This window comes from Achromobacter semiaridum (assembly GCF_053543755.1).
Map to the genome: position 1 here is coordinate 48,100 of NZ_JBLVOL010000059.1, position 19,306 is coordinate 67,405.

19 protein-coding genes are annotated in these 19,306 nt (G+C 64.2%); 18 read left to right on the forward strand and 1 reads right to left on the reverse strand.

The window, feature by feature from the left end:
• Positions 1 to 258: 258 nt before the first annotated feature.
• The 6 genes from ACNPP0_RS16840 to ACNPP0_RS16865 all read left to right on the forward strand — a co-directional run bounded on the left by ACNPP0_RS16840 (position 259) and on the right by ACNPP0_RS16865 (position 5,191).
• A complete protein-coding gene (locus ACNPP0_RS16840) occupies positions 259 to 810 on the forward strand; it encodes a MarR family winged helix-turn-helix transcriptional regulator (RefSeq protein ID WP_046803710.1) in 552 nt (183 codons plus the stop codon).
• On the forward strand, positions 807 to 1,367 hold the full coding sequence (gene ectA, locus ACNPP0_RS16845; protein WP_448706511.1) for a diaminobutyrate acetyltransferase: 561 nt from the start codon (positions 807 to 809) through the stop codon (positions 1,365 to 1,367). Before ACNPP0_RS16840 ends, ectA begins: the two co-directional genes overlap by 4 nt.
• A gap of 127 nt (positions 1,368 to 1,494) precedes the next feature.
• Positions 1,495 to 2,802, forward strand: coding sequence for a diaminobutyrate--2-oxoglutarate transaminase (gene ectB / locus ACNPP0_RS16850; protein WP_104145719.1), 1,308 nt, complete (start codon positions 1,495 to 1,497; stop codon positions 2,800 to 2,802).
• Entirely contained in the window at positions 2,799 to 3,203 is a 405-nt protein-coding gene (locus ACNPP0_RS16855; RefSeq protein ID WP_332613399.1) for an ectoine synthase, read from the forward strand. The genes ectB and ACNPP0_RS16855 overlap by 4 nt, the downstream gene beginning before the upstream one ends.
• 15 nt (positions 3,204 to 3,218) lie before the next feature.
• The gene (gene thpD / locus ACNPP0_RS16860; protein WP_448706512.1) at positions 3,219 to 4,145 is read left to right on the forward strand and encodes an ectoine hydroxylase; all 927 of its coding nucleotides are present in this window, start codon (positions 3,219 to 3,221) and stop codon (positions 4,143 to 4,145) included.
• Between the two features lie 173 nt (positions 4,146 to 4,318).
• Positions 4,319 to 5,191, forward strand: coding sequence for an MOSC domain-containing protein (locus ACNPP0_RS16865; RefSeq protein ID WP_332613397.1), 873 nt, complete (start codon positions 4,319 to 4,321; stop codon positions 5,189 to 5,191).
• A gap of 52 nt (positions 5,192 to 5,243) precedes the next feature.
• On the opposite strand, the gene sugE is transcribed toward ACNPP0_RS16865, so the two are convergent.
• Entirely contained in the window at positions 5,244 to 5,561 is a 318-nt protein-coding gene (gene sugE / locus ACNPP0_RS16870) for a quaternary ammonium compound efflux SMR transporter SugE (protein ID WP_332613396.1), read from the reverse strand.
• Between the two features lie 211 nt (positions 5,562 to 5,772).
• Between sugE and panD the strand changes: the two genes are divergently transcribed.
• The 12 genes from panD to ACNPP0_RS16930 all read left to right on the forward strand — a co-directional run bounded on the left by panD (position 5,773) and on the right by ACNPP0_RS16930 (position 19,306).
• On the forward strand, positions 5,773 to 6,141 hold the full coding sequence (gene panD / locus ACNPP0_RS16875; protein ID WP_448706513.1) for an aspartate 1-decarboxylase: 369 nt from the start codon (positions 5,773 to 5,775) through the stop codon (positions 6,139 to 6,141).
• Positions 6,142 to 6,211: 70 nt separating this feature from the next.
• Entirely contained in the window at positions 6,212 to 7,258 is a 1,047-nt protein-coding gene (locus ACNPP0_RS16880) for a CDP-6-deoxy-delta-3,4-glucoseen reductase (RefSeq protein ID WP_332613434.1), read from the forward strand.
• A 178-nt stretch (positions 7,259 to 7,436) separates the two neighbouring features.
• Positions 7,437 to 8,693: a D-amino acid dehydrogenase gene (locus ACNPP0_RS16885; protein ID WP_448706514.1), complete on the forward strand. Its 1,257-nt coding sequence runs from the start codon at positions 7,437 to 7,439 to the stop codon at positions 8,691 to 8,693.
• Positions 8,694 to 8,697: 4 nt separating this feature from the next.
• A complete protein-coding gene (locus tag ACNPP0_RS16890; RefSeq protein ID WP_448706515.1) occupies positions 8,698 to 10,038 on the forward strand; it encodes an extracellular solute-binding protein in 1,341 nt (446 codons plus the stop codon).
• Between the two features lie 215 nt (positions 10,039 to 10,253).
• Positions 10,254 to 11,195, forward strand: a complete 942-nt coding sequence (locus ACNPP0_RS16895) for a TrbG/VirB9 family P-type conjugative transfer protein (protein WP_448706516.1) — start codon at positions 10,254 to 10,256, stop codon at positions 11,193 to 11,195.
• A complete protein-coding gene (locus ACNPP0_RS16900; RefSeq protein WP_448706517.1) occupies positions 11,192 to 12,781 on the forward strand; it encodes a type II secretion system protein GspD in 1,590 nt (529 codons plus the stop codon). The genes ACNPP0_RS16895 and ACNPP0_RS16900 overlap by 4 nt, the downstream gene beginning before the upstream one ends.
• Before the next feature lie 582 nt (positions 12,782 to 13,363).
• Positions 13,364 to 14,161, forward strand: coding sequence for a hypothetical protein (locus ACNPP0_RS16905; protein ID WP_448706518.1), 798 nt, complete (start codon positions 13,364 to 13,366; stop codon positions 14,159 to 14,161).
• A complete protein-coding gene (locus ACNPP0_RS16910) occupies positions 14,148 to 14,612 on the forward strand; it encodes a hypothetical protein (RefSeq protein ID WP_448706519.1) in 465 nt (154 codons plus the stop codon). Before ACNPP0_RS16905 ends, ACNPP0_RS16910 begins: the two co-directional genes overlap by 14 nt.
• On the forward strand, positions 14,609 to 16,390 hold the full coding sequence (locus tag ACNPP0_RS16915; RefSeq protein ID WP_448706520.1) for an ATPase, T2SS/T4P/T4SS family: 1,782 nt from the start codon (positions 14,609 to 14,611) through the stop codon (positions 16,388 to 16,390). The genes ACNPP0_RS16910 and ACNPP0_RS16915 overlap by 4 nt, the downstream gene beginning before the upstream one ends.
• The gene (locus ACNPP0_RS16920) at positions 16,387 to 17,523 is read left to right on the forward strand and encodes a hypothetical protein (protein WP_448706521.1); all 1,137 of its coding nucleotides are present in this window, start codon (positions 16,387 to 16,389) and stop codon (positions 17,521 to 17,523) included. Before ACNPP0_RS16915 ends, ACNPP0_RS16920 begins: the two co-directional genes overlap by 4 nt.
• A gap of 77 nt (positions 17,524 to 17,600) precedes the next feature.
• Complete coding sequence (locus tag ACNPP0_RS16925) at positions 17,601 to 18,218, forward strand: type 4 pilus major pilin (RefSeq protein ID WP_448706522.1); 618 nt, start codon at positions 17,601 to 17,603, stop codon at positions 18,216 to 18,218.
• Between the two features lie 104 nt (positions 18,219 to 18,322).
• Positions 18,323 to 19,306: a prepilin gene (locus ACNPP0_RS16930; protein WP_448706523.1), complete on the forward strand. Its 984-nt coding sequence runs from the start codon at positions 18,323 to 18,325 to the stop codon at positions 19,304 to 19,306.

A 19,306-nucleotide genomic window follows, 5' to 3' on the forward strand; every position in this document is an offset into this window, starting at 1 on the left:
CAAATGATATATCGATGGATTTGAATAAAACAAATGTTTTTATGTGCGCCTTTCTCAGTGGTGGTTCCGCATTTTCGGCCACGTCGGGGTAACCTTGAGCACGCAACTTGCTCCTCTCGCAAGTGCCCGAAATTTGCTTATATCTTCTGCAAATCCGTGTTCATTTATTTACATCGTGCACGGGTTTTTTGTTTGACGCGAATACATCGTGCGCATATCATTCGTGTAGAAATGAATTTGACCGAACCTTTCTCTTCCATGACCAGCCCCGCGAACACTGATCCCTCCCAGCAGTACGATCTGCGCATTTTGCGAGCCCTGCGCCGCATCACGCGTTCGATCGCATTGCACTCGCGACAGTTGTCCGCGGTCAGCCATATCACTGCGCCGCAGTTGATGTGTCTGCGTACGGTAATGGCCAATGGCCCGATGACGGCCACGGCCATCAGCCGTGAAATGCATGTCAGCCCCAGCACGGTGGTTGGCATCCTGGACCGCCTGGAAGACAAGGGTTTGATCCGCCGTGAACGCGGCCGCGAAGATCGCCGCATTGTTTTCGTTACTGCCACGGACGCCGGGCGTGAATTGGCCCAAGGCGCGCCGTCTCCCTTGCAAAAGCACCTGGCCGACGCATTGAATGCGTTGCCCGAGCTTGAGCAAGCCACCATCACGCTATCGCTGGAACGCATCGTGGCGCTGATGGAACAGGAAGGCCAGGCAGTCGCAGCGGAACCGCACGGCGATGTATCGTCGCCCATCCTTGAAGTGCCCACGGGCGGGGCACCCCCAGAATCGGGAATCGTTGCATGAAGAAAAACGAACTGGATACCCCCCATCTCTCAAGTGCCGTGGCGCCGGCGGTTCGCGCGCAGACCCATACGATGCGTCTGCCCACCCGCAAAGACGGCGCCGCCATTCACCACCTCATTTCCGAGTGCCCGCCGCTCGACCTGAATTCCCTCTACGCCTACTTGCTCCTTGGTGAGCATTTCAGCGACACCTGCGTCATCGCCGAAAGTGCCGGCGGACGTATCGACGGTTTTATCTCCGCTTATGTGATCCCGACCCGACCCGACGTGTTGTTCGTCTGGCAGGTTGCGGTGCACACCCGCGCACGCGGCCATCGGTTGGGCCGCGCCATGCTTCGCGAACTCTTGCAACGCAAGGGGCTCGAGCATGTTCGATATCTTGAAACCACGGTGGGGCCTGACAACCAGGCATCGCGCCGCAGCTTTACCGGCCTGGCCGGCGAGCTTGGCGCCCACGTTTCCGAACAGCCGTTCTTCGACCGGCAATTGTTTGGTGGCGCGGACCATGACGACGAGATGTTGTTGAGGATAGGCCCGTTCGCATTGCCTGCCCCGTAGGGCAGCGCAACCCCAGCGGACTTATCGAAATTACCGGGATGGCAGTGCCTGTCCGAATGCGTTCGCCGCATCCGGAGGGATCGTGCCGTCTATTCAACTTATGAGATGAAAAGGGAGGATTGATCATATGGACTTGAAAATCTTTGACCGGATGGAATCCGAAGTGCGGGGCTACATTCGGTCGTTTCCCGTGATATTCAGCCAGGCCCGAGGCTCGACGCTGATCGACGAAGACGGCACCGAGTACATCGATTTCTTCAGCGGCGCAGGCACGCTGAACTACGGCCACAACAATCCTGTTCTCAAGGAAAAGCTGCTGGAGTATGTGCAGGCGGACGGCGTCGTCCACGGCCTGGACATGGCGACCAGCGCGAAGAAGCGTTTCCTGGAGACGGTGGATCGCGTGCTGCTCAAGCCGCGCAACTGGCAATACACGCTGCAATTCACCGGCCCCACCGGCACCAACGCCGTGGAAGCCGCGCTGAAGATCGCGCGCCAGGTCAAGGGCCGTTCGAATGTGATTTCATTCACGCATGGTTTTCATGGTGTCAGCGGCGGATCGCTGGCTGTGACAGCCAACATGAAGTTCCGCGAAGCGTCGGGCTATGCACTGGGCAACACCACGTTCATGCCCTATGACGGCTACTTCGGTCCCGACGTGGACACGATGGCCTACCTGGAACGCATGCTGGAAGATCCCAGCAGCGGCATGGACAAGCCCGCCGCCGTCATCGTTGAAACCGTGCAGGGCGAAGGCGGCGTCAACGTTGCCACGCTACGCTGGTTGAAAGAGCTGGAAAAGCTGTGCAAGCGCCACGACATGCTATTGATCGTGGACGACATCCAGGTGGGCTGCGGTCGTACCGGCACCTTCTTCAGCTTTGAAGCCGCCGGCATCCGCCCGGACATCATCACGCTGTCGAAGTCGCTGTCCGGTTTCGGCCTGCCGATGTCCTTGGTGCTGATGAAGCCCGAGCTGGACATCTGGAAGCCCGGCGCGCACAGCGGTACGTTCCGTGGCAACAACCTGGCGTTCGTCACCGCCACGCAAGCCTTGGAAACCTACTGGGCCAACACCGCGTTCACGGCTGACATCCAGCGCAAGGAACGCACGGTGCGCGACTGGCTGGAAAACCTGGTGCACAGCTATCCCAACGCCGGCCTGTCGGTGCGTGGCCGTGGCCTGATCCAAGGCCTGGTGTGCAACACCACGCCCGCGCTGGCCAACCGCATCGCGCAGCAGGCATTCAAGAAGGGCGTCGTCATCGAGACCTCGGGCGCGCATGACGAAGTGCTGAAGTTGCTGCCGGCGCTGACGATCGAAGAGGATCTGTTGAGCAAGGGCCTGGACATCATCGAGGCCAGCGTGGCCGACGCGCTGGCAGAAGAAGGCCAGTCCGCCCGCATTCTTAAATTTGGAGGAAAACGTCAATGATCGTACGCAATGTCAAAGATGTGATCGGCACCGCCGACGAAGTCCGTACCGACACCTGGGTCAGCCGCCGCGTGCTGCTCAAGAAGGATGGCATGGGCTTTTCCTTCCACGAGACCACCATCTTTCCCGGCGGCCGCACGCACATCCACTACAAGAACCATCTTGAAGCGGTGTGGTGCATCGAAGGCGACGGTTCCATCGAGACCATCGCCGACGGCAAGAAGTATGACCTGGGCCCCGGCGTGGTCTACGCGCTGAACGAGAACGACGAGCACTGGCTGTGCGGCGGTAAAGAGCCGCTGCGCGTCATCTGCGTCTTCAACCCCCCGCTGACCGGTCAGGAAGTGCACGACAAAGAAGGCGTCTACGCCTTGCCTGAAGCCCAAGCCAAAGCGGCTTGATATAAGGAGGTTCGCATGATCTCACCTGCAAAGGATCCGTACGCCTCCCGTACGGACCGAGGTTCCGCCATCATTGCCCGCCAGGACCCTGTGGTCTATGGCGACGGCAAGTACGCCAATGCCTTGTCGGGCGACCAGGTCGGACAGTATGAGCGTGATGGCTTCCTCTTGTTGGAAAACCTGTTTTCCGAAGAAGAGATCCGCGCGCTGTCCGCCGAGGTCGAGCGCATGACGCGCGACCCGTCGATCATCCGGCGCGAGGAATCCATCACCGAACCCGGCAGCAATGCCGTGCGCTCCATCTTCATGGTGCACGTGTTGAACCCCGTGCTGTCACGCCTGGTGCGCGATCCGCGCCTGGTCAACGTGGCGCGGCAGATCCTGGGCTCCGAGGTTTACATCCACCAGTCGCGCGCTAACATGAAGCCCGGCTTCAAGGGCAAGGAGTTCTACTGGCACTCGGACTTCGAGACGTGGCACGTGGAAGACGGCATGCCGTCGATGCGCGCGCTGAGCTGCTCGGTGCTGCTGACCGACAACAACGAGTGCAACGGCCCGTTGATGCTGGTGCCGGGCTCGCACCGCCAGTTCATCTCGTGCGTGGGGGAAACACCGAACGAGCACTACAAGCAATCGCTGAAAAAGCAGGAATACGGGGTGCCGGACCCGGTCAGCCTGCAATTGCTGGTAGAGCAGGGCGGCATTCGCTCGATGACGGCCAAGGCCGGTTCGGTGGTGTTTTTTGATTGCAACACCATGCACGGCTCGAACAGCAATATCTCGCCGTGGCCGCGCGCCAATGTCTTCATGGTTTACAACAGCATGGAGAACACCTTGAACCCGCCCAAGTACGGCTTGACGCCGCGTCCCGAACATATCGCGACGCGCAAGGGCTTCAAGGCGGTCACGCCGCTGGATACGCTGAAGCTGGTGGGCGGCTGATCCGCCGCATTCAGCCCGCCGACGCACAACGGCGGGCTGTGCATCACCACACCGAAACCCGGGCCTTGCCCGGGTTTTTTGTTGGGCGGCGCGGCGCCGAAAAATCGGACGATACCGGCGTCTGCTCTCTGCTATTCTTGCGCGGATTCCCCTCACGCCTAACCGATGCCGCCATGTCCGCCCGTATCCTGAGCTTGCACATTTACCCGATCAAATCCTGCGCCGGCATCGACCTGGCGGAGTCGCCCATCGACCGGGCCGGCCTGGCTTACGACCGTCGCTGGATGTTGATTGGCGCCGATGGGCAATTCATGACGCAGCGCCAATGGCCGGCAATGGCCTTGATCCGCACGGCGCTGACCGCCGACGCGCTTAGGATCAGCGCGCCGGGCATGCCCGATCTGGATGTGCCCTTGGATGAATCCGGCATCGAGCCCGGCGCGCAAGCCGTGGCGGTCTGGGCCGACACGATATCGGCGCGCCACGAAAGCGCCGCCACGGGCCAATGGTTTTCGGAATTCCTGAAAACGCCGTGCCGCCTGCTGAAGGTGGATAGCGCCGCCGCGCGCAATGCCAAGCCCGACTGGGTATCGCGCTGGGTGGATGCGCATCCCGACCTGGCGGATGCCTTCGTGGGCGAACATTACTTCGGCTTCGCGGATGGCTTCCCGCTGCTGATCGCGAACCAGGCGTCCCTGGATGACTTGAACGCGCGCCTGCAAGCCAAGGGCGTAGCGCCGGTGCCCATGGACCGTTTCCGTCCCAACATCGTCGTCCAAGGCGAATGGGAGCCCTTCGAAGAAGACCATACCGCCATGATCACGGCAGCGGGCGTCCGGATGGCGTTCGTCAAACCGTGCACCCGCTGCTCGATTCCCGACATCGACCAGCGCACCGCCCAGCAGCACGACGAGCCCGGCCGTACGCTGGCGGGTTATCGCAACCTGGATATCGGGGTGGTATTTGGCCAGAACGCCATTCTGGACGCGCCGGCCGGCGCGCGGTTGAAAGTCGGCGACGAGGTCGAGATCGAACTGGATTTCTGACCGGTCGCCGGACCGTGGCTGTCTTCGGCCACGCCGAAGACAGCGGTGCGGATTACGCCGAAGACAACTTCAGGCCGATCAGGCCCAGCACGATCAGCGCCACGCTGACCATGCGCATCCAACTGGTGGATTCCCCGAACAGCACGATGCCGGCCACAAAGGCGCCCACGGTGCCGATGCCCACCCATACGGCGTAGGCGGTGCCCAGCGGCAGTGTTTTCATGGCGACGGCCAGCAGCCACACGCTGATGGCCATGCCGCCCGCCGTAATCAGGGACGGCCAAAGGCGAGTGAAGCCATGGGTATATTTCAGGCCCACGGCCCAAACGATTTCAAACAGGCCCGCTAGCACCAGGATGATCCAGGTCATTGACGACTCCTTCTGTTGCGCTGCCGGCGTTGCGCCGGCAATAAGGGGTCGTCCCCGGATAAAAAAACACCGGTCGTTTGACCGTGCGCGGCAACGGGCCGTCCCGCTGCGGCAAAAATTATAGAATACCGGCTTCCAACGGCAAAACCGGATGCCGGGCATCACTTAAGCAACACGTCGCGGACCGGGCCGCGAACCAGGAATTTCCATCATGCAACGCATCATGCTGCGGGCAAAGCTACACCGCGTCACGGTCACCGAAGCCGACCTTCACTACGAAGGATCTTGTGGCATCGACGAAGACCTGCTGGACGCTGCCGGCATGCGCGAGTTCGAACGCATCGAACTCTACAACGTCACCAACGGTGAACGCTTCGACACCTACATCATCAAGGCGGCCCGCGGCAGCGGCGCCATCTCGTTGAATGGCGCGGCGGCGCGCCGCGCCCAGGTGGGCGATCTGTTGATCATCTGCACCTACGGGCCGATGTCCGAAGAAGACTCCGCCAAGCACAAGCCGCGGGTCGTGCTGGTGGACGACGCGAATCGCGTCAAGGAAATTCGCAAGTTCCCGGCCTGAGGCCGGGCCGGGCAACGCGTCGTTCCGGCCTGGCCGGATGGCGCTTTCGTCAACCCTGAACCATTTCATCATGAGCTTCCAGGTCATCATCCAACCCAGCAAGCATCAATTCCCGGTTGAGCCCGGCCAGACCGTGCTCGACGGCGCCTTGGCCGCCGGCATCGTGCTGCCCTACAGCTGTCGCAACGGCGCGTGCTCCACCTGCAAGGGCAAAGTGGTGTCCGGGGAGTTCGACGCCGGGCAATATCCCGCCCAGATCCTGTCGCCGGAAGAGCTGGCCAACGGCTACACGCTGTTCTGCCAGGCGCGGCCCGCGTCCGACATGGTGGTTGAATCCACCGAAGTCCGGCTGGCCAGCGACATCCAGATCCGCAAGCTGCCGTCACGCGTGCAGACGCTGGAACGCGTTGCGCCCGATGTCACCGTCCTCAAGTTGCAACTGCCTGCTTCCGAGCAGTTCCGCTATTACGCGGGGCAGTACATCGAAGTCATCCTGAAAGATGGGCGTCGGCGCAGCTACTCCATGGCCGGCGCGCCGCATACGGGCAGCCCGCTTGAACTGCACATCCGGCACATGCCGGGCGGGCTTTTCACGGACCACGTCTTTGGCGCCGGCACCACCCAGATGAAGGAACGCGAGATCCTGCGGCTGGAAGGGCCGTTCGGCTCCTTCTTCCTGCGCGAAGACAGTGACAAGCCGATCGTGTTGCTGGCCAGCGGCACGGGCTTTGCGCCCGTGAAGGCCATCGTCGAGCACATGATCCACAAGAACATTGCGCGCCCGGTCACGCTGTACTGGGGCGGGCGCCGTCCCCAGGACTTGTACATGGACGCGCTGGCGCAGTCCTGGTCTGGCCTGCTGCCGAACTTCAAGTACGTGCCGGTGGTGTCCAATGCGCTGCCTGAAGACGGCTGGTCGGGTCGCACCGGCTTCGTCCATGAAGCCGTCATGCAGGACATTGCGGACCTGTCCGGCCATCAGGTCTATGCCTGCGGCACGCCGTTGATGGTGGATGCCGCACGCCGCGAATTCAGCGTGCAGAACGGCTTGCCGCCGGAAGAGTTCTATGCGGATGCCTTCACGTCCGAGGCCGACCTGGCGAAAGCCGCGTCGTAAATCGGACCAAGGGAATCATCGGGGGGGGAATTCACAGGCTGAAAAGCTTCGTGACTTCCGCCCCTTTTTTATACGTAGGCGAAGGCAAATCGGCGGGGTAAACTGCCTTCGCAGCGGCTTGCCAAAGGGGCGGACATCGGGTCCGTGGCCGATTTGGCACGCAAGGAGCAATGCGGGCATGAAAGTAGCGGTATTGGGTAGCGGCATTATCGGAATCTCCAGCGCCTGGTGGCTGAACCAGGCCGGCCACGACGTCGTGGTCATTGATCGCTGCACCGGTCCCGCCCAGGAAACCAGCCTTGCCAATGGCGCACAGATTTCGGTTTCCTATGCCGAACCCTGGGCCAATCCGCAGGCGCCGCTCAAGCTGCTCAAATGGATGTTCCAGGACAATGCGCCGTTGCTGTTCCGGCCGCAGCTGGACTGGCGTCAATGGATGTGGGGCCTGGCCTTCCTGCGTGAATGCCTGCCCGGCCGACTGGCTCCGAATATTCGCGCCATGGTGCGCATGGCCGAGTACAGCCGCGCCACACTGCGCAGCATGCGCGCGGAACTGGGCATCGAGTACGACCACCTTGAACGCGGCATCCTGAACTTCTACCGTGATCCCCACGAATTTGAAAACTCGCAACGGGCCGCCGGCCTGATGCGCGATTTTGGCGTCGAGCGCCGCGTGGTCACGGCCGACGAGGTCATCGCCATCGAACCGGCCCTGGCCCCGCACCGCCAGACCATCGTGGGCGGTGATTACACGCCTGAAGACGAAAGCGGCGACGTCCATCTGTTCTCGGTCGCGCTGGCCGAACGCTGCGCCCGCGCGGGCGTGGAATTTCGCTACAACACGCGCGTCACGCGCTTGCTGACGCAAGGCGGCGCCGTGCAAGGCATGGAGATCATTGAACCCGATGGCCGCTACGGGGCGCTCTCGGCTGACGCGTATGTCGTCGCGATGGGCAGCTTCAGCCCCAATCTGCTGCGTCCCCTGGGCATCCCGTGCAACGTGTATCCCGCCAAGGGTTACTCGGCGACCTTCCCGGTGCTCAAGCCGGAAGCCACGCCTACGGTCAGCCTGACCGACAGCAGCCATAAAATCGTGTTTTCGCGCCTGGGCGACCGCCTGCGCATGGCCGGCACCGCCGAGCTTTCGGGATATTCCCGCAGTCTGAACACCGGCCGTTGCGAAGCCATGACGCGCCTGGCGCAAGAACTTTTTCCCGACGCGCTCGATTTCGAACGCGTCAGTTATTGGTCGGGCCTGCGCCCGTCCACTCCCTCGAACGTGCCCATCATCGGCCGTAGCCGCATCCCCAACCTGTATATCAATACGGGTCACGGAACGCTCGGTTGGACGATGGGCGTTGGCTCGGGCCGGGCTTTGGCTGATCTGCTCAGCGGACGGCGGCCGGAACCGGAATTTCCTTTTCTTGGTCTGTGAACCTATGAAGAATCTGCAATTGGCGGGCGTTGCCCGCGCGATGTTCGCCAGCCGGCGTGCATGGGTCTTCGGCGCCGCGATGGCGCTGGCGGGGGTGGCTAACGCCGCGCCCGTGGAAATCCAGGTCTGGCACACACTGTCGGACGCCAACAAGGCCGAGTTCGAAAAACTGGCCAAGCAGTACAACAAAGAGCAGGACCAGGTCAGCGTCAAGCTGCGTGGTTTCGCCTCGCAAGAGGCGCTGGAACAGGAAGCTGCATCGGCCGCCAAGGCCAAGAAGGCGCCCAACCTGGTACAGCTGACGGACAACCATTCGCCGGAAGTCGTGGCGCAGCACAAAGCCATCATGCCGATGTACGAACTGCTGGCCAAGTACCCGATCAAGGACCTGAACTGGTTCGTGCCGGCCACCAGCAGCTTCACGCGCGACAGCAAGGGCCGCCTGCTGGCCTTCCCATGGATGGCCGAAGTGCCGGTGATGTTCTACAACACCGCCGCCTACAAGAAGGCCGGCCTGGATCCCAACAATCCCGCGCGCACCTGGAACGGCCTGCAAGCCGAACTGCTGAAGCTGCGCGACGTGGCCGACATCGATTGTCCGTACGCGTCCAGCGATCAGGTCACCGTGCACCTGGAGAACCTGGCCCCTATCAACGGCCAGCAATTCACCAGCAACAACAACGGCCTGGATGCGGTCACCAAGAAAAGCGCCGCGCCCGCGATGCAGTTCGACACGCTTTACATGCGCCACATCTCCCTGATGGTCAGCTGGAAGCGTTCGTTGCTGTTCATGGCGCACACCGGTGACGCGTCGGCCGACAAGCTGTTCGCCAAGGGCGAATGCGCGGTGCTGACCGCCAATTCCGGCGCGTTCGGCACATTCCTGAACACCAAGGCGCTGTCGTTCGGCGTGGCGCCGGTGCCGTACTACGACCAAGCCACCAAGGCCGCCGGCCAACCGTTTGTCAGCGGCTCGGCCTTGTGGGCGCTGGAAGGCCGTCCGCAATCCGAAGAAAAGGCAACGGCACAGTTCCTGGCTTGGTTGTCCAAGCCGGTCGTGGCCGCCGAATGGCATCAGCGCACGGGCTTCCTGCCCCTGACCGAGGCCGCGTTCCGCGCGTCTGACGTGTCGTTCTACAAAAGCATCCCGGGCGCACAGGCCGTGATCGCGGCGATGAGCAACCGTCCGGCCAGCAACAGCCGTGGCTTCCGCATGGCCAACTACGCGCGCATCGAACCCGTTCTGAACCAGCAACTGAACGACGCCTTCGAAGGCAAGGTTCCGCCCGTGTCGGCATTGAACAATGCGGCCTCGCAGGCGCGCAGCATTGCCGCGCAGCGTTAAGCTCCGAGCTTGGCCCGGGCAGCGCTGAAGCTGCCTGCCGCCACCGCAAGAACCCGGTCTATCAGGCCGGGTTTTTTTTCGTCTTCGGCACGCCTGGCCGGCTGGGTGGATCAATTCATCCATGCGTACATGCCAGTCTGGCGGCCCGCTTTGCCCTCGTCCACCATGCCGTTCATGCGTACCGATTCCGGTGCGCCTTGAGCTTGCGGTGAGGCATGGTTCGAATCATTTTCCTGGTGGCAGGCGTGTCCTGTCTGGGGGCTTGCACTGGCTGGCCCGCCAACGACGGTGCCGGCATGGGTTGGCAGGCCGCCGGGTCTGCCGCGCGCGCTTTTCGTTTTGATTGGCGCTTGTCGGGCGCCCCCTCGGTCGCACCCATGCAGGTTTTTGATGACGGCAAGGACGTCTGGCTGCAATTCGCGCCGGGGCAGCCCTTGCCTGCCATCTTTGGTGTGCGCGCACATGTCGAACATGCGTTGCCCTATACCCGGCGCGAACCCTATGCGGTGGTGGCGGGGGCGTGGGACGCGCTGCGTTTTCGCGGCGGACGGCTGATGGCACTCGCAGAACGCGAAGCCGATGTTGCGGCCGCGCCTGGCGCACCGGTTTCGCTGTCGGCAGAAGCCGCCGTCGCCGTCCCACTTGCGGGCGTGGGGCAGCTTGCGGGTGCAGGGCCGCTGGGCATCCGCGATGCGGCTGAGCACGCGTCGGCTGCGGCGGACGGGGTGGCGGGCAAGAAGGGGGGCGAGGGCGCCGTGCTTGGCCACGGCGCCGCCGTGGACCATGTGAGCGGGACGGCCGCATCAACGTCGGGCATATCCGCCACCGCCGATCCAAGTCCAAAGTTGGCCGGTGCGGTCAGCAGGTATCGGGCCGCACCCCCGGACACTACGCTGCGCGCCGTGCTGGCGCGTTGGGCCGATGATTCCGGCTGGACCTTTCGCCCGCAACACTGGGCCGTCGACGTCGACATTCCTCTGTCCGCCTCGGCCGATTTTGCCGGCGATTTCAAATCCGCTGTCCGCGAATTGCTAAGCGCGACCGAGCTGGCCGACAAGCCCTTGCAGCCTTGCTTCTACGGCAATCAGGTCCTGCGCGTGGTGCCGCTGGCCCAATCGTGTTCGCGGGCCACGCCTGCACAAGGGGGTGGGACATGAACCGGCTTCATTGGTTTGCGGTGGCTGCGTGCTGCGCGTTGGCCGGCTGTGCGGCAACGGAGCAGGTGGCGCGCTTGAACCGGGCGGCGAACGAACGGCTTGACGTGGTCTCCAGCCATCATCGGGCATTCGCTCAGGGCTTGTCCGACCGCCAGGCCCGCATCGCCGCGCAGGACGTGGCGGCGCCGTGGGTGGCCGGCACGCCGCAACCCTTGGCGCGCGACGTGTCGCTGCCGCCCGCCTTGCGCGAGAACGTGCCAACCACGTTGATGCTTGCCGACGACGCCGATCTCTTCGGATTGGCGCAGCGCCTTGGCGCGGCCACCGGCATCCCGGTGCGGGTGCAACCCGAAGCATTGCTGCCGCTGGAACAATTTTTGCCGCGCCTCGCGATAACAGGCGGCCTGTCCGTGCCCGCGCCGTATCGCATGGAAGTCCGGGACGGACCCTTGCCGCTCGCCGACTTGCTGGACGCGTTGGCCGCGCGCTTTTCGGTGCATTGGCGATACGTGCGCAATGCCCTGGAGTTCTACCGTACCGAGACGCGCGTTTTCGATGTGCGCGCGCTGTCGCTGGCAAGCGCGGTCGACGTGCGCCTGGGCCGGTCGGGCAACGCCGATGGCGAAGGCTTCGAAAGCACGTCCAGCACCACGTTGGCGGCGCGGGAACATAACGCGCTGGCGGTGCTGCGTGCCAGCATCGTGCCGTTCCTGACCAGGTCAGGTCTGGTCGCCGACGCCGTGGACGGCGCCGCGTCCATTGTCGTTACCGACACCCCCGACGCGTTGGAGCGCATCGCGTCTTTTCTCGACCGTGAAAACAAGGCCATGACGCGTCGCGTGCGGCTGGTTTTTGAAGAAATCACCGTCATCGTCAAGCAATCCGCCTCGGGAGGCCTGGACTGGAATGCGCTGTACGCGGCGGCGGGCGCCTCCGCGCGCTACGCCATGCCCGTCGCCGCCGCTGCGGGAGCAAGCACGCTGGATGTTTCGGCCGGGCGGGGTGCCTGGCAAGGGTCGCAAGCGCTGGTGTCGGCGCTGAGCACGATGGGCGCGATCGTGCGGCACAACAAGGTTCCCGTTTTGACGCTTAACCGGCGCCCGGTCACTCATGCCATCCGCACCACGTTTTCCTACATCGACCGCGTGCAAAGCACCGCGGTGCCGGGCACCACGGCGGGTGGCGCCAATGGCACGTTGCCGGCGGTGTCCATCACCCAAAAAGAAGAAACCGTGGGCTCGTTCCTGACCCTGGTTCCGGACATCCAGCATGACGGCCAGATCCTGCTGTCCGTGGCGTATGACAACGCAGTGGCGCAACCGCTGAAGACCATCACCTTTGGCGAGCGCGGCAATCAAGTCCAGGTGCAGCAGATCACGATTGATGGCAATGGCACGGTTCAGCAAATAGAGCTGCGGCCGGGTCAACCCGTGATCTTGTCGGGCTTCGACCGCAGTACAGACCAGCATGCGGGCCAGCGTTTGGCGCCTGGGCTACCGCTGATCACCGGCGGGCACGACAGCGCGGAACAGGCGCGCGAGACAACGCTGATGCTCGTCACCGCCCAAGTGGAAGAGGGGTACTGAACCGCCATGAAAAGAGCTCCGGACCCGTTGTTGCTTGATTGCCCCGGCGCCGGCCATCGCCTGGCGTTCGGCCTGAGATGGCTGGTATTGATCGGCTCCGACACGCAGACCCTTGCGCGCGCCCGCGGGCGCCGGTTGCGCGCCACGCACGTCGTCGTAGGCGGATCGCCCGCAACCATGGCGGGGTACGGGCGCCTGCGCGGCCAGCGGCGCGCAAGGGTCGGCCATTGGTGGCGCAATCGCCTCGGGAATTTCCTGTCCGATCGCGCGGCCCGCCGTCCTGCAAGGCCGCCCGTCCTGGCCGCCGCGCAGCTTTACGCGCTGCGGTTTCCGTCCGGTGGACACTGCGTTATCGCGCTTCCTGAGGGGCGGTACTGGCTGGTCGCTGCTCAGGAAGGTGTGGTGATTTCCCAGGCGGATCGTGTGTTTGTGTCTCACGATGACGCGTTGCAGGCGCAGGCGCGGTTGCAAGAACAACGCCCTGGCTTGCTGGCGCACGATCCAGAGTCCGTCTGGCCCAGCCTGATCAGCGCGGTGGATCCGGGTGCCCGCCTGGCGCCTTTGCCATCGCGCTGGGCAGGCGTGCCGTTCGCGCTGCGTCTGTTCCTGCTGTGCGTCGCCATGTCGGCCCTTGCGCCGCCGGTATGGCGTTCTGTTGTCCCTTATGTTCTTTCCAATTGGGTGGCGGTGCCTGCTCAGGACTCCGCGCCACCAGATCCGAAAACTGCATATCAGACTATGTTGGGCGGCCTGACCGCGCATGGCCCCAACGACGTCGCGCGGCTGCTGCGCAGTGTTGGAATGTTGCCCGTCCAGGTGCAGGGCTGGGCGTTGCGCCGCGCGCAATGCGATGCCGGCGAAGGCGTTTGGCGTTGCGCGGCGGTCTATGCGCGCGCGCACCGTTTCGCGACGAATCAACGCTTGTACGCGCGGTTGCCCGCGGGCTGGCAGGTGTCTTTCAAGCCCTTGGATGAAGCCACGTTAGCGTGGCGCGTGGCATCCGAACCGGTTCCGTTGTCAGCCCTGGCACTGCCTAGCGGCTTGCATGTCGACACCAAGCTGGTGGCTGCATTGCAGCGTTTGCAGCCTGCATTCGCATCAGTGTCGCTGGCGTCGGCGGTGGTGCTGTCGTTATCGAACGCATCTGTCGGCGGCGCGCAGCCCTCCGCGTCGCAGCCCCAGCCGGTAGTGCGGCGGCGGGCGCTGCGCCTGCAAGGCCCTTTGAGATCGATCGGTCTTGTACCCGCCGCGCTTACCCCCGCGCTTGGCGCCGCGCGTTGGTCTCGGCTTGTGGTTGATGTCCAGGCACAAGCCAAGCCCACCTTGGTGGCCAGCACGCTGGTTGCCGAACTGCAAGGAGAGCTCTATGAGCAGGATTAGAACGGGCCGGGTCGCCATCGCGCTTGTGGCGCTATGCGTCGGCGCCGCCTCGCGCGCAACGCCGCTATCGCTTGAAGACGCCCGGCCCTGGCCGGAGGTTGAAACCGTGCAGACCTTGCTGCGTGCCGACGCGGCTGCCGCGCTGGCCGATTGCCGTGTGCCGGGCATCTGTCCGTCCGGCCCCGCGATAGCGCAGCCCGACGAGCCCACCGCGCGCCAGGTAGACGCCATCCGTGTGGCGGCCATTTATGGATCCACCCGTAGGCTGAACGTTGACGTGGTCATCAATGGCGCGCTGTTGCGCTATCGGGCCGGCCACCACGCACCCGTCGCGGGAGCCTACTTCGGGCGCGCCTATCGGCTGCTGGCCGTCGAAGGCGCTTGCGTGCATTTGCGCCGCGACGATCTTGACCACACCGCCTGCGTCGATATCGGGACAGCCACGCCATGAACCTGCGCCTTGTGCCAACCCCGCCGCAGCCGCCTCCCACGTTGGCTACCGTCGACGACATCGCCCGGATGACCCCCGCGTTTGCGCGCGCGCTGGTCCGCGAATTCGACCTGGCCTCGTTGGCGGGCAGGCTGTGCCCTGTGTTGCTGGACAGCGGCGAGGCGGCCATCTTTGCCGTCAAGGAATATGTCCACGGCGACGCCATCGACGAGTTGCAGCGCATGGTGGCGGCGGCCGGCTATCGCTTGGCCGTGCCCCGGCGTTACCAGTTGCCCGCGCCACTGCTCCTGATGATTGCGCGGGGCCAGTTGACGGCGTCTGGTGTCAGCGGTTCGGGCGCCGGTCCGCAGCCGGATCGCGCGTCCGCCTTGGCCGCGCTGTTTCTGGACATTGTTCGCTGGGGCGTCTTGCAAGGCGCCAGCGACGTGCACATCAACGTGAATCGCCGGCACGAGTCCTGCGACGTTCGCTACACGATCAATGGCGACTACGTGTCCACGGACCGGTTCGCGGGGTTGTCGAACGACACCTTGCTGGAGGTGCTGGCGGTGGCCTGGATGGATGTGCGCGGCGGCAACGGCGCCGTCTTCGACCCGGCGCTTGAACAGCAAGGGCGGCTGGCCTTTGTGGTCGATGGTGTTCCGATCGTGTTGCGGTGGGCCTCTTTGGCCGCGGATGCCGGGCCGTCGGTGTGCTTGCGCATCCTGCGTCTGGACGCCACGGCCGACGGCAACCTCCAGACCTTGGGTTACCCGCCCGGGCAAATCGCCACCTTGCTGCGCGCCCGAGACCGGGAAGGCGGCGCCATCGTTCTGGCTGGCGTGGTCGGGTCGGGCAAGTCCACGACCATCGCGACTTTGATGCGCGGTATCGATCCCGCTCGCAAGGTCATTACCTTGGAAGATCCGGTCGAATACATCATCGCCAATGCGCTGCAAAACACATTGGGTGGCGCGCTGGCGGAATCTGCCTGGGCGTCGTTCGATGCCAAGTTGAAGACCATCAAGCGCTCGGCCATGAACGACCTGCTGATCGGTGAAATCCGTGACGTCAATACGGGTCGCGCGTTCATGGACCTTGCCAGTTCGGGCATCAGCCTTTACGCCACGACCCATGCGGGCGCGGCCGCCATGATTCCCGAACGCCTTGCCTCGGATGCCATCGGGGTATCGCGGGATTTCCTCGCCACGCCAGGCATTTTGAAACTATTGGTCTATCAGACGCTGCTGCCGCGCTTGTGCCTGGCGTGTGCGTTGCCGGTCGACAGTCTCTGGCGGGCCGCCGATGTCGTGGGGGGTGTCGAAGGCGCGTACGCGTCGTACGACGCGGCGGGTTGGCGGACCTGGGTGCATGCACTTCAGAGCACCTATCAGCTGGACGCCGGCCAGCTACGGGTCAGGAACGCGGAAGGATGTCCGGCGTGCCGACGCGCCCAGTTGCCGCAGCTGAACGGCACGTCGGGCCGCTGTGTGGCGGCCGAAATGATCGAACCCGAGCGCCTGGACGGATTTCTGGACCGCGTGCGCGTCCGCGATAACGCGGGGCTGGACAAGCTGGTGCGCGAGGCGGGCTTCCAGTCAGGCCCGGGGGCAAATCCTGCATGGCGCGACTGGCGCGACTGGCGGGAATCCGCAACGCGCGGCGCACGCGCGCTGCACTGTGCCTTGCTTAAGGTCAGCACCGGCGAGGTAGACCCGCGCGCCCTGTTGCGGCGTTTCGATGTCCCGCTGGAGGAGTCGGCGGCGGCCGTGCTTCAAACCTCGCGAGGCGCCGCATGAACAGATCGCAAGCACTTGCTCGCCGGTGGCCGCGTATCACAGGGCATGGCGTTTTGCCGTGGTTTGACGCGCTGCGGTTCCGGGCCCATCGCGCGGACTACTACGCGTATCTGGCGGATCTTATCGAGGGCACGCAGGGGCGCAAGAGCCTGCGCGACATCTTCGATGACGACGCGCGCCGCTACGGCTCGCGGACAGTGCGTGGCCGCCTGTCCAGGCATTGGGCAACGTCCTATCAGGAAGAAGGCGGCGACCTTGGTGTTGCGTGGTCGGGCACCCTGCCGCTGGACGAGTGTCGTCTTGTCAGCTGTGTGCAGGAAGAGGGCGGTGATCTTGCCGCCGCGTTGCGCGATCTGGCCGGGGCCGTGCGCTTGGCGGGGCAGGCGTGGCTGGCGGTAGCCTCGGCCGCTGCCGCCGGGGTGGTGGCGGCCACGGTCGCCTTTGCGTTGCTATGCGCCATTCCGTACTTCACCGTGCCACGCCTGCAATCCGTCTTCCAACTGGTGCCGCCGGAAGACTACGGCCGCTTGACGCGCAACCTGTTCGGGCTGGCGGGGGCGCTGGATCAGTGGCTGTTGCTATGGCTCGTGTTGAGCCTGGGCATCGCGTTGCTAAGCCTCTGGTCCTTGCCGAACCTGACGGGCAGCGCCAGAGCCGCTTTGGACAGATGGCTGCTATGGCGCCTGTATCGCGACTTTCAGGCGATTCGCTTTCTGTGCCTGTTGTCGGTGCTGATCCGGCAACGCGGGTCCGCCGACACCCGGCTTCGCCGGGCGTTGTCGGTGCAGGCAGGCGGCGCGCCGCCTTGGCTGCACATGCATCTGCAAGCCATGCTGGACCACATTGACGCCGGCGATAGCGGGCCGGACATCTTCGCCACCGGCATGCTGGACCAGGAAACGTGGTGGTACATGGCCGACATGATGGACGCTTTGGGGCTAGAAGCGGGCTTGGCGCGAGTACGCCAGCGCGTCGAATCACGCCTGTTGGCGCGCGTGCGCAGGCAGGCCACCGCATTGCGTTGGTCGCTGCTTGTCGCCTCGCTGGCAACGGTATTGGGCATCACGCTTTGGCACTACGGGGTCATTGACGAGTTGCGGCGCGCCCTTACAAATTTTTATGCAAGTCAGTAGCGCGGGGCAGGACTGTAGGCAGCGACCCCTCGCGCACATTTCATTCATCCACGGAGGCAGCGATGCAGCGAATAACCATGAACAGTAAAAACCGGCGTCGATGCCGCATAACGCGGCAGCGGGGCTTTTCCTTGATGGAGGTGTCCATCGTGACCGCCATCGTTTTGCTGATCGCCATTGTCGGGATTCCGGCGATAGGCGCCTACGTCATCGAAAACAAGGTGCCCAAGGTCGGGGAAGAAATTCAGCGTTTCATTGCCAGCATGAAAATCAACGCCCAGGGCGGCGGGGTGACGCCGTACGAAGGCCTGGATACCGGCGCGCTGGCGAATGCGCTGCGCGACTCCAGCGTGCTGGCAGTTGTGGGCAGCGGCGCGTCGGCGCGGGTGGCGCACGGTCTGGGCGGCAGCGGAACGGGTCGCAACGGCGTGGTCGAGGTGGCCGCCGCCGCGTCCGGTGGAGGCGGGCTGGGCCCGGCATTCGTCGTCACTTTGACCAACGTCAGCCACGCCGCGTGTCCAGCGCTGGCCTCGGTGTTGCAACGGGTTTCGGAAGCAATTTCCATAGGCGGCGGCACGGGCGCAAAAGTCGTGAAAGACGCGTTGGCCGTTCCCAACGTGCCGTATCGCGCCGCCTTGGCGCAGGCGCAATGCAGCCAGGGTGAAGTCAACACCTTCACCTTCACCGCCAGATGACGCGGCCGGCCTTTGCCTCGAGTGCGCGCGGGTCGCGGGGCGCAGGGCTACGCCAAGGCGGGTTCTCGTTGGTGGGGCTGGCGCTGGCCTTGGCGTTGACCTCCATGATTGCGATCTGGGCGTCAAACCAGCTCGTCCAGCGGATCGAAGATGCGGCGGCCCGCTCAACGGGCGTGTGGCTAATGCAGGTCAGGCAGGCGATGGCGCAGACGCTTGAGCGCCATTTCGACGCCTTGGCCAACGGCGGCCCATTGGTGGGCGAGGGCGGAGCCCCGTCGTTCGCGGACCCGTTTTCCCCCACCGTGGCGGAACTGCGCACGCAGGCATATTTGCCCGCTGATTTCCCGACGCGCGCCGCGTTGGGATTCGGCGCGCGCATCCATATCCTCAGACACGATGCGTGCCCCGGCCCGCGTTGCCGGCTTGACGCCCTGGTCTATAGCGACTCGCCCGTGCTGAAAAAAGGAACGTATGCGCCGGACTTGATCGGCATCTCGGCGATCATCGATGCCGCACAAGGGTATGCGGGCGCCGTCTGGCCCGAGGCGCCCGGGCGGGTAAGGGGGCCGGCCTTCAGCTTTTCCAACCCCTTGGCCGTCAACGCGCCGCCGTATGCGGCCGGCACCGTGGCACTTTGGGCGGGTATCGGCGGCCAAACCGAGGCAGGCGCCCAGCCCGTCATGCCGGACCTGTCGCCGTACATCAAGATCGGCGATGCGCGGGACCCCAGCCTGGCTGGCTCGCTCACGGCGGCATCCTCGATCGTCGCCGGCGGGTATCTTTCCGTGGGCGCCCGCGCCACGGCCGGCCACGCCTGCAACGTCGGGGTCGGCACCGTGGCGTCATCGCATGAAAGTGAACTGTTGACCTGCCAGTCCGGAGTTTGGCAGCGTGCAGCAAGCGGCTTTGGCGGCGCTTACAGCCTCAATCACCCGCGCGGATGCCGGCATTACACCGGCGTGTCGACGGCCAATCCCGTGACAGGGCAGTGTTCCTGTCCCCCGGGCTTTGCCGGGGTCATTGTGTCCGCGGGCGGAAAGTGGACAGAAACGGAAGGGTGGACGACGGGCTATGTGTGTGTCAGATAG